Source organism: Labrys sp. Lb11 (assembly GCF_057554225.1).
This window is the reverse complement of record NZ_BAAJOT010000003.1, coordinates 384,969-397,463: the sequence shown is the minus strand read 5'-3', so window position 1 is coordinate 397,463 and position 12,495 is coordinate 384,969. Positions and strand designations below refer to the sequence as shown.

Genomic DNA, 12,495 nt, shown 5'->3' with positions numbered 1-12,495 from the left:
GGTTCGGTCTTATCTCAGCCCCTATGGGATCAAGTACGGTCATGACGCCCACCTCGATTCGCTTGTTAGCACACGGCTCCTTAGCGCCGGAAGGGTGAAGACAAGATCGTCTCTGCGACACGGACGGCATTCATCGCGACATTCGCGGCCGCCGGACCAGGATGGGACGCATAAAACCTTCCCCGCTCCGCGAAGAAGGCTTCTTGCGCCTCGCCCTTCCTCTACGACTGATCGTGGCCTTGCGTTCGCCTCCACTGGCTACCCCTTGAACCTCGGCTCGGCCAGCCCGGTCACCCCGGCATGGAGCGCGAACAGGCTGCCGGCCTGGGGCTGCCGGTCGAGGCCTGCGGCGGGACGGATCGAGGTGACATAGATCGTGTCGAGGCGCGGGCCGCCGAAGGCCAGCATGCTGGGCTTGGCGACGGGCAGGGGGATGCGGCGGTCGATCCGGCCATCGGGCGTGAAGCGCATCAGCTCCCAGCCGTCGTTCGCCGCCATCCAGTAGCAGCCGTCGGCGTCGACGGCGCCGCCGTCCGGGCGGCCGGGCATGCCGTGGGTGTCGACGAAGACACGACGGTTGCGGATGGCACCGTCGTCTGGGTCGAGGTCCCAGGCCCAGATGGTGCGCACGGCGGCAAAGGAGTCGGAGTGGTAGAGCGTGCGCCCGTCCGGGCTGAAGGCGAGGCCGTTGGAAACGAACAGGCCATCGACCATGGCGGTGCAGCGATGATCGGCGTCGAAGCGGTGGAGCGTGCCGCGAGCCCGTTCCGGCTGCACCGGATCCTCCATACTGCCGACCCAGAAACGGCCCTGCCGGTCGCAGCGCCCGTCGTTGAGTCGGTTGCCGGGACGATCCGGCTCGGGCCGCGCCAGCGGCGTCATCGCCTCGGTGTCGAGGTCGTAGCGCCACAGGCCCGACTTCAGCGCCAGCAGCGCGCCGCCGTCCTGGCGCAGGGCGAAGGAGCCGATCGGCTCGGACACGGTCCAGACGCGGTTGGCGCCGGTCGAGGGATCGAAGCGGTTCAGGCGTCCGGCCGGGATGTCGACCCAGTAGAGCGCATTCTCCCGCCCGCACCAGACCGGGCATTCCCCGAGATCGGCCCGGATGTCGAGCACGCAATCGACGGAGGGATGGGGCATGGGCGATGTCCTCGTGTCGGGGTAGGCCGCCTCACGGCGCCGTTGCCATATCGTAGCGGATGCGCACGGTCTTGCCGCGCAGGCGCGGATCCGGCTTCGGCACGGCCGAGATCAGCGACCGGGTGTAGGGATGCTGCGGGTCGTCGCACACCGCCTGCGTCTCGCCGATCTCGACGATGCGGCCGCGGTGCATCACCGCCACCCGGTCGCACATGTAGCGGATGACGCCGATGTCGTGGCTGATGAAGACGTAGCTGATGCCGAGCTCCCGGCCGAGATCGAGCAGGAGGTCGAGCACCTGGGCCCGCAGCGACACGTCAAGCGCCGAAGTCGCCTCGTCGGCGACGATGAGCTGCGGCTTGAGCGCGATAGCCCGGGCGATGCCGATGCGCTGGCGCTGGCCGCCGCTGAAGGCGTGGGGGTAGCGGCGCATGGCATCGCGCGGCAGGCCGACCCGCTCCAGCAGATCCGCCACGCGGTCCTCCAGCTCCTGCCCCGCGGCGATGCCATGGTTGCGCAGGGGCTCGGCGACGACCTGGAAGACGGTCATGCGCGGATTGAGCGAGGAGAACGGGTCCTGGAAGATCATGCGCATGTCGCGCCAGTAGGGCCGCACCGCGGTGCGCGGCAGCGGCGCCAGGTCGACCGGGGCGGCGTCGCGGCCCTTGAACAGGATGCGGCCCGAGACGGGATCGATGACGCGCATGATGCAGCGCCCGAGCGTGGTCTTGCCCGAGCCGCTCTCGCCGACGATGCCGAGCGTCTCGCCGCGCCGGAGCTGGAAGCTGACGGCGTCGAGCGCCTTCACCGGTCCTTCCTGGCGGCGGCCGAAGAAGGGCTGGCGGCCGCCATAGGACATGGACAGCTCTGCCACGTCGAGGATGACGTCGTCCTGCCGCGGCACGGCCACCTTGCCGGCAAGGTGCGAGCGCCGCTCCAGCGCCAGCACCGAGCCCAGCAGGCGCTTGGTGTAGTCATGGCGCGGCGCGAGGAAGATGTCGTTGACCGGGCCGTGCTCGACCAGCTTGCCGCGATACATCACCGCCACGTCGTCGGCGATCTCGGCGACCACGCCCATGTCGTGGGTGATGAACATCAGCGCCATGCCGAGCCGGGCCTGCAGGCCCTTCATCAGGTCGAGGATCTCGGCCTGGGTGGTGACGTCCAGCGCCGTGGTCGGCTCGTCGGCGATCAGGAGCTTGGGCTCGCAGACCAGCGCCATCGCCGTCATCGCCCGCTGGCGCATGCCGCCGCTGAACTCGAAGGGGTAGCTGTCGAAGCTGCGTTCGGGCCGCGGGATTTTGACCTGGTCGAGCACCTCGACGGCGCGGGCCCGCGCCTCGGCCCGGCTGACGCGCCGGTGCAGGCGTATGGCCTCGACGATCTGCTGGCCGATGGTGTGGACCGGGCTGAGGCTCGACATCGGCTCCTGGAAGATCATGCCGATGTCGCGGCCGCGGATGGCGCGGATCTGCCGCCCTCGGGGATCGAGCGCGGCGAGGTCGAGCGGACCGCCGCCGGGGCCGGCCCCGTGCAGGCGGATCTCGCCGCCGACGATGCGGCCGGGCTTGGGCACGATGTTGAGGATGGAGCGGGCGGTGACGCTCTTGCCGCTGCCGCTCTCGCCGACGACGCAGAGCGTGCGTCCGCGCCGCAGCGTCAGGTCGACGCCGTCGACCGCCTTGAGCACGTCGCGGCCGCTGTCGAACCAGGTCGACAGGTTGCGGACCTCGAGCACGATGTCGTCGGGAGCGGTCGTCATGCGGGAGACCACGCTATTGCCGGTAGGGATCGGCGGCGTCGCGCAGGCCGTCACCGACGAAGTTGAGGGACAGGACGGCGACAACCACGGCGATGCCGGGTGCGAACAGCCAGGGCGCCGTGGTGATCGAACGGATGTTCTGGGCCTCCTGCAGCAGCACGCCCCAGCTGACGATCGGCGGCTGCAGCCCGAGGCCGAGGAAGCTGAGCGCGGTCTCGGCCAGGATCATCGCCGGGATGGCGAGGCTCACCTCGGCGATGATGTGGCTGACGAAGGAGGGCGCCATGTGCCGGAAGATGATGCGCGGCTCCTTCGCGCCGTCGAGGCGCGCGGCCGTGACGAAGTCCTCGGTACGCAGCGACAGGAAGCGGCCGCGGATCACCCGCGCCAGGCTGGTCCAGCCGATCAGCGACAGGATGATGGTGATGCACAGATAGATGCGCAGCGGCGGCCAGTCGTTGGGCAGGGCGGCGGCAAGGCCCAGCCAGAGCGGCGTCGTCGGCAGCGACAGGATGAACTCGATGACGCGCTGGATGACGTTGTCGATCCAGCCGCCGTAATAACCGGAGATGCCGCCGAGCACGATGCCGAGCAGGAGGCTCAGCGCCACGCCGATCAGGCCGATCGACATGGAGATGCGGGTGCCGTAGACGATGCGGCTCAGCATGTCGCGGCCGAGCCGGTCGGCGCCGAGCAGATACATCGGATCGCCCTTCTTCAGGGGACCGATCAGCTTGGTCTCCAGGGTGAACAGACCCCACATCGTATAGGGCTCGGACGGCACGAAGAAGCCGACCGGATATTTCTGGGTGGGGTCGACGACGAAGCTGCGGCGCAGCGCCGTCGGCTCGATCGTCACCTTGTAGCCGTTGACATGCGGGCGCCAGATCAGGCTGCCCTGCGCGTCGCGGTCGAACAGATGCAGCGCCTGCGGCGGCGCATAGGTGTAGCGCGGGGTGAAGGCCGTCGGCGAGAAGGGGGCGAGGAACTCGCAGAAGACCGCTACGAGGATAATGAACAGGAGCACGACGCTGCTCGCCATGGCCAGGCGGTGGCGGCGGAACTGCCACCACATCAACCGCCATTGCGAGGCGGAGTCACGCTTGCGGGCCGGATCGTCCGGCAGCAGCGCGATCGGCGGCGATGGGTCAATTGTCATAGCGAATCCGCGGATCGACCCAGACCAGCAGCAGGTCCGACAGGAGGGTGCCGATCAGCACCAGGACGCATTGGAACATGATGAGGGCGCCGCCAAGATACATGTCCTGCGTCTTCAGGGCCTGGATCAGGATCGGCCCGGCCGTGGGCAGGCTGAGCACGCTGGAGACGATGACGTCGCCCGAGACCAGCACCGGCAGCACCCAGCCGACGGTGGAGATGAAGGGGTTGAGCGCGACGCGCGTGGGATAGCGCAGGACCAGCGTCGTCTCCGGCAGGCCCTTGGCCCGGCCGGTCTCGACGTAGGGCTTGCCGAGCTCGTCGAGCAGGTTGGCCCGCATGATCCGCACCAGCGCTGCGACGCCGGCGACGCCGAGCACCACCACCGGGATCCACAGGTGCTGGAGGAGGTCGACCACCCGGCCCCAGCTCCAGGGGGCGTTGACATAGTCCATCGAGAACAGGCCGCCGACGGAATAGCCGAGGAACTCGACGGAGAGGTACATGACGAACAGCGCGAGCAGGAAGTTCGGCGTCGCCATGCCGAGGAAGCACAGGAAGGTGACGGCGTAGTCGCCGACGCTGTATTGGCGCACGGCCGAGTAGATGCCGACCGGGAAGGCGATGACCCACACGAATATCAGCGTGCAGAACGCCACCAGCGTCGTCATGCCCAGGCGGTTCCAGATGATGTCGGCGACCGGCGTGCGGTACTCGAACGACATGCCGAGGTCGCCCTGCAGGGCGTTGCCGACCCAGCGTAGATATTGCACCACCATGGGCTGGTCGAGGCCGTAGCGCACCCGCATGGCCTCCAGCGTCGCCGGGCTCGCCGGGGAGCCGGAGGTGGCGAGGTCGGCGGCGTAGCTGGTGACGAAGTCGCCCGGCGGCAGCTGGATGATCGTGAACGCGACGACGGAGACGGCGAAGAACGACGGGATCATCCAGAGAAGACGCCGGAGGATGAATCTGACCATGCTCGCCCCTGCCTCCCCGTGAAGAATGCGCCGGCTCCGGGGCAGGCCCGGCGCCGGCACGCTGCGGCGACCGCTATTTCTGCGGATCGAAGTAATAGGTCTCCGTATTGCTCGCGACCGGGGTCGGATAGGTCCAGGCGAAGGGCCTGGGATAGACATTGTGCAGGTTGTTCTTCGCTGCGGCGTAGAGCGGACCGGGGCTGTTGACGCCGATGACGTAGAACTGGTCGGCGGCGATCGCCAGCACCTTCTGCATCAGCTCCACCTGCTTGGCCGGGTCGGCCTGCTGGGTGACCTCCCGGAACAGGTCCATCTGCTGCTTGACCACGGCCGGCGGTTCCTCGCCCGACTTGCCACCGGAAGCATACCAGTTGCCCCACGGCACGGCGAACAGGGATTCGTTCCAGAAGGGGAAGTAGAAGGTCGGTTCGAACAGGGCGTCGACCATGCCGCCGCTGCCCAGGAACACGGCTGCGTCGTGGTCGTTGTTGTCCTTGCGGTCGTAGAACAGGGTGCGGTCGACGGTCTGGACCTTGGCGTCGACGCCCACCGCCTGCCAGTACTGGACGACGAGCTGGGTGGAGTCGAGGAAGTCGCCCAGGGCCGGCATCACCATGACGTTGAAGGTGATGCGCTTGCCGTCCGGGCCGAGCCGGAAGCCTTCGCCATCCTTCTTGGGATAGGCCTTGTCGAGGTATTCATTGGCCTTCTCGACGCTGAACTCGGTGTACTGCTTGGCCAGCTGCTCGTTGTAGAAGGGCGATTCCTTACGCGGCGCCGCCTGCCAGGGCTCGCCCTGGCCGACGAAGGCGGAATCGATGATCGCCTGCCGGTCGATGGCGTAGCTCAGGCCGATGCGGAAATCCTTGTTGTTGAAGATCTCGCGCTTGACCGGGTCCTTGTGGGTCAGGTTGAGCGAGACGATGGTGGTGTTCATGTCGGCGTTGGGGCCGTCGACCAGGCGGATCTGCGCCTTCTCGGCGGCGTCGACGAAGACGGCGCGGTTGGCGTTGGTGTTGATGTGGCGGTCCTGATAGTCGATCTCGCCGTTCACCACCTTGAGCACCAGGGTCTGCTTGTCGGCATTGACCGAGATGCGCAGGTCGTTGATGTAGGGCAGCTGGTTCCCGTCTGGATCCACCTTGAAGTAGAAGGGGTTGCGGACCAGTGTCACCAGGGTGGCGCCGCTGACGTAGGGATCCTTGATCACCCAGGGCTCCATGGTCGGGCGCTCCGGGTTCTGCCAGCGCTCGTTGGCCTCGGTGTCGACGGCGCATTTCTTGATGAAGAGCTCGGTCCAGTTCTGCACGCCGGCCTGCTTGGCGAGGGCGGCGACGCCGTCCTTGTTGTAGGCGGAGTGGAACTGGGAGCAGTAGTGCTTGGCCATCATGGCGATCTGCACGCCATAGACGCTGGCCAGGCGCTGCGGGAACAGGCCGTAGGGCTCCTTGAAGGTGATCGTCGAGGTCGTGTCGTCGACCTTCTCGAACTTGCCGAGCTCGCCGGCGCTCATCAGCCAGTCGACGCCGTTGGGCAGCAGTTCCTTGTTGCCGGCGATGTCGTTGATGAAGAAGCCGATGTCGTCGCTGCCGAACGGCTTGCCATCCGACCATTTCAGCCCGCTGCGCAGCTTGATGGTGAAGGCGGTGGCGTCGGCGTTGCTGGTGACGGATTCGGCGAGATTGGGGACGACCTTTCCACTCCACTCCCGGTCCCAGGCCAGCAGCGGCTCGTATCCGGCGATGCGGAAGAGCCAGTTGCGGTCGGAACCGCCGACCATGCCGGAGCGCCAGGTGCCGCCATACGTGCCGACCTTCTCGTAGGGTGTGACCACCCGCGGCGCCTCCGGCAGCCGTTCGGCGACCGGCGGCAGCTTGCCGGCCTTGACCTCGTCGGCCAGCATCGGCGCTTCGTGATACTCGGCGGCGGATGCCGCCGGCAGGCCGAGCCAGACCGCGCCGAGGGCGGCGAGACCGAGGCAGGACACCCTGCCTGCCGCCGCCCGCCCCAATGTCCGCCGCCAAACACGAGTTGTTCGGGGATCACCTTCGCGCACCACCATGACAACCTCCGCTGTTCGGCTGCCGAAGAGGGGATGCTCCCCTGCCATTGCCCAGCCTGGGACCGGAGGCTTGCATGGGATCCCGGGCCTGTCAATGAATTGATAAACTTGTCAGGCAGGTCTGCCGCTCCGAACGCGCGATCATGACCGCCGGTCCGGCGCATAGCGGCGGCAGAGCAGGACGCTGGGAGCCTCCGCCGCTCCATGCCCTTGCGCAATCAGTGCCTGCGCGCGACCATCAAGGGCATTGCGAGATAAACCCGTAAAGATGTAAGACGAGTTTTCTCGACCTTTCCCCGCCACGCCGGACGGACACGCCATGAGCACGACACCCCTCTCGGACGAGACGCGTTCCCTGCTCGCCAAGATCAGCACGGCGACGCTGACATCGCAGCTGATGGCGCGCGGCCTGCGCAACACCTTCATGCAGGGCGTCCATCGCCTGACCAGGGGCGGGCCGCCGCTGGTCGGCGAGGCGTTCACGCTGCGTTACATCCCCTCGCGCGAGGACATCGACGTCTCCGCCGTGTTCGAGGACCGCAACCACCCGCAGCGCAGGGCGGTCGAGACCGTGCCGCCCGGCCATGTCATGGTGATCGATTGCCGGCAGGACAAGCGCGCCGCCGGTGCCGGCAGCATCCTGGTGACGCGCATGATGATGCGCGGCGCCGCCGGCGTGGTCACCGACGGCGGCCTGCGCGACTCCCCGACCATCGAGGCGCTGGACTTCCCGGTCTATTGCGCCGGCCGCTCGGCGCCGACCAATCTCACCCGCCATCATGCCATCGACATCAACGTGCCGATCGGCTGCGGCGAGGTTCCGGTCTATCCCGGCGACGTGATCGTCGGCGACCATGAGGGCGTCGTCGTCATTCCGCGCCACCTCGCCGACGAGGTCGCGCGGGACGGCTATGAGCAGTCGCTGCTGGAGGATTTCGTCACCGAGCGCGTCAAGGCCGGCCAGTCGATCTTCGGCCTCTATCCCGCCAACGCCGAGACGATGGAGCAGTTCAAGGCCTGGCGAAAGGAGCGGTGAGGCCCGATGCCGGCTCGCTCTCCAGTCCGGCAGAGCGGGCCGGCGGGCGTTGAGCCGGATACGGTCCGTCCGCCTCACAGCACCGGATCGCCCAGCTTGGGAAAGGTCTCCTGGCCCCAGATGTGGCGCTCGCGGATGATGGCGCGCGGGCGCTCGGGATTGGGGCTCTCGATCTCCCGGGCGATGCGGTGGCCGTCGAAGATGGCGTCGGCGAGATAGCGCGGCGCCAGGCAGTCGCCGGAGCGCACCACCGCCTCGATGCCGGCGCCGGCCCAGCGCTCCTTGCGCGCCACCAGGGCGTCGTAGAGCTCGCGGTTGGACTCGCGGGCGGTGCACAGCACGACGCTGTCGCAGGCCAGCATCTCGACCGCGTCGCCGAGGCGGCGGGGATAGACGCCGGCCGTCGGCGTCGTCGTGCGCCGGGAACCGTCGCGGTAGCGGTCGTAGAGCAGCACCTCGACCGCACCGAGGCTGCCGCGCACGCTCTCGACCCAATGGCCGGTGCGGTCGGCGATGCCCTTCTCGCGCATCATCCGGTGGATGTTGTAGCCTTCCAGGGTCAGCTCGGTCATCGGCGCCACCTTGTCGAGATGGGTGACGATGGTGACCTGCTTGCCCTGGTCCGCCAGCATCTCGGCCAGGCTCACCGCCATGAAGTAGCCGTCGGCATCCAGCACCACCACCCGGTCGCCGATCGGCTTGCCGGCGAAGACCTGCTCGGGCGTGACGAAGTGGGGCAGTGCGGCGTCGATGCCGGGCACCGGATCCGGGCCGGTGGCGCCGAGGCCGTCGCCGACCCAATGGGCGCCGGTGGCGAGCACCACGCGAGAGGCGCCGAACTCCAGGATGTCGTCGGCGGTGACGAGGCCGGTGCCGCGCATCAGCGTCACGTTCGGCATGCGCTGGATCTGGCCCTCGCGATACTGGATCACCCGCCCCCATTCGACGAGGCCGGGCAGGCGCACGACATCCTGCAGGTGCCCGCCCAGGGTCTGGCGGGCCTCGCACAGATGCACGTCATAGCCGCGGCGGCCGAGCGCGCGGGCGCATTCGAGACCCGACGGACCGGCGCCCACCACCAGCACGGTGCGCGGCCGCGGCGCCGGCTCGAAGCGCTCGGGATGCCAGCCGCGGCGATACTCCTCCAGCGCCGTCGGATTCTGGGTGCAGATGATGGCGTTGTTCAGGTTGAAGCGCGAGACGCAGGCGTTGCAGCCGATGCATTCGCAGATGTCCTCGATCCGCCCTTCGTCGATCTTGCGCGGCAGCCAGGGGTCGGCGATCGAGGGGCGGGCGCAGCCGATGATGTCGAGCTGGCCGCTGCGCACGACGCGTACCATCTCGTCCGGCTCGGTGAAGCGGCCGACGCCGACCACCGGCACCTTGGCGATGCGCTTCACCTCGGCGTTCCACGGCGCCTGGTGGTTCGACTTGTAGAAACGCGAGGGGCCGGAGTCCTCGCCCCACATGTCCTCGCCCGAGCCGCCGATGATGATGTCCCACATGTCGACCAGGCCGAGCCGCGTGACATATTCGACGAAGGCGAGGCCCTCGTCGTGCAACTCCAGGCCCCAGGGGCCGGCGAGGTCGTCGATCGACATGCGCGTGGCCACGGCGCAGTCGTCGCCGGCCACCCGCTTCAGCCGCTCCAGCGCCTCGACCCAGAAGCGGGCCCGGTTCTCGAAGGAGCCGCCATAGCCGTCGGTGCGGCGGTTGAAATGGCGCGACAGGGCGTGGACGGGGAAGACCCCGGCGGCGCCATGGATGTAGAGGATGTCGAAGCCGGCGTCGCGGGCGCGGCGGGCCGCGTCCTCGTACATCTGCATGACGCGGGCGATGTCTTCCTCGGTCGCCGGATAGGTGTAGACCTTGGGAATGCCGCCGGAGGGGAAGCGGTCGATGGCCGGCGCGACGTAGCGGCTGAACAGGTTGTCCTTGACGCCGCCGGCGCCGAGCTCCACGGCGGCGAGGGCGCCCCATTTGTGGACCTCGTCGACCATGTGGCGATGGTTGATGACGTCGCCCTCGTCCCAGATCGTGGTGTTGGTCGAGAGCGTCTGGTTCACCTCCGGATGGATCGAGCAGGACTCGGTGGAGATGCCGCCCCAGCCGCCTTCCGCCTTGACCGCCCGGTGGCCGGCGCTCGAACCCGGCCGGACGTGGCCGATGCCGGTGCATTGCGGCACCTGGTAGAAGCGGTTCTTCATCACCTTGGGGCCGATGCGCACCGGCTCGAACAGGATGTCGTAGCGCGGGTCGCGCCGGCTCCTATGCGAAGGCGCATCGGCGGCGAGGGCGGCGGGGGACACGGTCATGCGGGCTCTCCCATGTCGGCGATCCCCTGGGCGAAGCCCGCGGGACCGGAATGCTTCAGGTTCGACGGCGGCGAGGCCCTCCCGGCGGGGAGGGCAGGCTCGTGCTCCGGCTCCGGCGGCACGGAACCTTCGTTGATTCAAGGCCTTGCGCCATGTTGCCGGCACGGCGACCGGGATGGGGCGTTGGACACGACACTACGGATCGATCTCGGCGATGGCCTCGACCTCGACGCCGACGCCGCGGGGCAGGATCGGCGCGCCGACGGCGCTGCGGGCGTGCCGGCCGGCTTCGCCGAAGATCTCGACGAACAGGTCGGAGGCGCCGTTGATCACCCGCGGCATGTCGACGAAGTCGGGGGCGGCGTTGACGAAGCCGGTGAGCTTGACGATGCGCCGGACGCGGGCGAGCGAGCCGCCGCAGGCGACCTTGAGCTGCACCACCAGGTTGAGCGCGCACAGGCGCGCGGCGGCCTGGCCCTGCTCCAGCGTCAGGGTCTCGCCGAGCCGGCCGACGCCCGTCAGCGTCTCGCCGCGCCGCGGGATCTGGCCGGCGAGGAACACCAGATTGCCGGCGATGACCGCCGGGATGTAGTTGGCGGCGGGCACGGTGGGGTCGGGAACTTCGGCACCGAGCGCCGCCAGCCTCCGGTCGAAATCCAGGCTCATGTCGGAAACTACCTCCCGGCGGTCAGAAGAAGGTGCGGATGGCGTCGACCACGGTGTAGTCGTCGTCCACCACCGGGATCACCTGCCATTTGTCGAAGGTGGTGCAGGGATGCGAGATGCCGAAGGCCACCATGTCGCCGACCTGCAGCGGGCTGTCCTCCGGCAGAACCAGATGGCAGTGCTGGTCGTTGAGGCCGGCCACCGCATGGCGCTCGCCGATCGGCAGCGGCGGCCCGGCCCGCCCTGGCCGGTGCCAGGCGAGCGGCTCCGGCAGGCGCGAATCGAAGGAGACGTCGCGCTTGCCCATGGTCAGGATCGCCTTCTCCGGCTCCGGCCGCGACTGGACATAGGCCCAGACCTCGAGCGCGTGGGCGGGGCGGGCTGGCAGGCCGTCGACCGCCGGCATGCGCCGGCGCAGCTCCAGGAAGCGATCCTCATAGGTGCCGGAGTCATGGGTGAGGTAGCAGCCGCTACGCAGCACCACCGTCACCTTGCGGCCAAGGCCGGCGGCGGCGAAGCGGGAAGCGACGAGGTCGTAATAGCTCGACCCGCCCGCGGTGAGCAGGACAGGCCCCGGCGCGAAGGCGCCGCGGGCCTCGCAGGCCCGCGCGATGTCGACGAGATGGTCAAGGAAGGCGCCGACCCTGAGCACGGTCGTCTCCGGATCCTTTGCCGCCAGCAATCCCTCGTAGCCGCCGACACCGGCGAGGGCCACGAAGGGCGCGGCGCCCATGATCGCCTCGGCGACCGCCATGGCGTCCTCGATGGTGCGGCAACCGGTGCGGCCGCCGAGGAAGCCGCCCTCCAGGACGAGCTGCAGCGGCCGCGTGCCGCCGGCCTCGCGGGCGGCCGCGGCCAGGCGCTCGACGCCGGCCGGCGAGTCGACGAAGATCCAGAGCTGGAAGGCCGGGTCGCGCGCCACCTCGCCGACGAGATAGCGCGCCGCCTGCGGGCCGGTCGCCTGGTTGGCCAGGACGATGCGGTCGAAGCCGAAGCTGCGCGCCACCCGCACCTGCTGCACGGTGGCGAGCGTGATGGCGAAGGCGCCGTCGGCGATCTGCCGGGCGAAGAGCTGCGGGCTCATGGTGGTCTTGCCGTGCGGGGCGACCGCGGCGCCGGTCAGCGCCAGGAAGCTGCTGAAATAAGCGCTGTTGCGCTCCAGCGCCGAGCGCTTCAGCACCGCAAGCGGCAGGGGCAGGTCCTCGCGCAGCAGGTTCCAGCCCTGCCGGCCGAGCGCCGACAGCGGCGTCGGCCCGAGGCCGGGCGGCAGGCCCTTGGTGCCGCCGTCGACCAGGCTGGCCTCGATCGCGCCGAGATCGATCGCCGACATCCCCACCCCCCGCCATCACTCCGTCTGGACAATTGTAAACTTATCAGAC

The 12,495-nt window shown here is 68.8% G+C and carries 9 protein-coding genes; 1 reads left to right on the top strand and 8 read right to left on the bottom strand.

The features are described 5' to 3' along the window. Window positions 1-258: 258 nt before the first annotated feature. From AC27L4_RS11705 to AC27L4_RS11685, 5 genes are all read right to left on the bottom strand, one after another. Complete coding sequence (locus AC27L4_RS11705) at window positions 259-1,140, bottom strand: SMP-30/gluconolactonase/LRE family protein (protein ID WP_487142308.1); 882 nt, start codon at window positions 1,138-1,140, stop codon at window positions 259-261. A gap of 31 nt (window positions 1,141-1,171) precedes the next feature. After that, window positions 1,172-2,902 (bottom strand): ABC transporter ATP-binding protein, encoded by a 1,731-nt coding sequence (locus AC27L4_RS11700; RefSeq protein WP_487142307.1) that lies wholly within the window; start codon window positions 2,900-2,902, stop codon window positions 1,172-1,174. Between the two features lie 13 nt (window positions 2,903-2,915). Beyond that, entirely contained in the window at window positions 2,916-4,061 is a 1,146-nt protein-coding gene (locus AC27L4_RS11695; protein WP_487142306.1) for an ABC transporter permease, read from the bottom strand. Further along, entirely contained in the window at window positions 4,051-5,037 is a 987-nt protein-coding gene (locus tag AC27L4_RS11690; protein ID WP_487142305.1) for an ABC transporter permease, read from the bottom strand. Before AC27L4_RS11690 ends, AC27L4_RS11695 begins: the two co-directional genes overlap by 11 nt. A gap of 73 nt (window positions 5,038-5,110) precedes the next feature. Continuing rightward, a complete protein-coding gene (locus AC27L4_RS11685) occupies window positions 5,111-7,024 on the bottom strand; it encodes an ABC transporter substrate-binding protein (protein WP_487142304.1) in 1,914 nt (637 codons plus the stop codon). Between the two features lie 394 nt (window positions 7,025-7,418). Here AC27L4_RS11685 and AC27L4_RS11680 point away from each other — a divergent pair, with 394 nt between their 5' ends. Further along, window positions 7,419-8,135 carry a ribonuclease activity regulator RraA gene (locus AC27L4_RS11680; RefSeq protein ID WP_487142302.1) on the top strand — a complete coding sequence of 239 codons (717 nt, stop codon included), beginning with the start codon at window positions 7,419-7,421 and terminating at the stop codon, window positions 8,133-8,135. A 74-nt stretch (window positions 8,136-8,209) separates the two neighbouring features. Here the strand turns inward: AC27L4_RS11680 and AC27L4_RS11675 are convergent, their stop codons facing one another. The 3 genes from AC27L4_RS11675 to AC27L4_RS11665 form a co-directional block, all read right to left on the bottom strand. After that, entirely contained in the window at window positions 8,210-10,450 is a 2,241-nt protein-coding gene (locus tag AC27L4_RS11675) for an oxidoreductase (protein WP_487142301.1), read from the bottom strand. Window positions 10,451-10,645: 195 nt separating this feature from the next. Continuing rightward, window positions 10,646-11,116, bottom strand: a complete 471-nt coding sequence (locus AC27L4_RS11670) for a RidA family protein (RefSeq protein WP_487142299.1) — start codon at window positions 11,114-11,116, stop codon at window positions 10,646-10,648. 22 nt (window positions 11,117-11,138) lie between these two features. Further along, window positions 11,139-12,446, bottom strand: coding sequence for an alanine racemase (locus AC27L4_RS11665; protein ID WP_487142298.1), 1,308 nt, complete (start codon window positions 12,444-12,446; stop codon window positions 11,139-11,141). Between the last annotated feature and the right edge of the window lie 49 nt (window positions 12,447-12,495).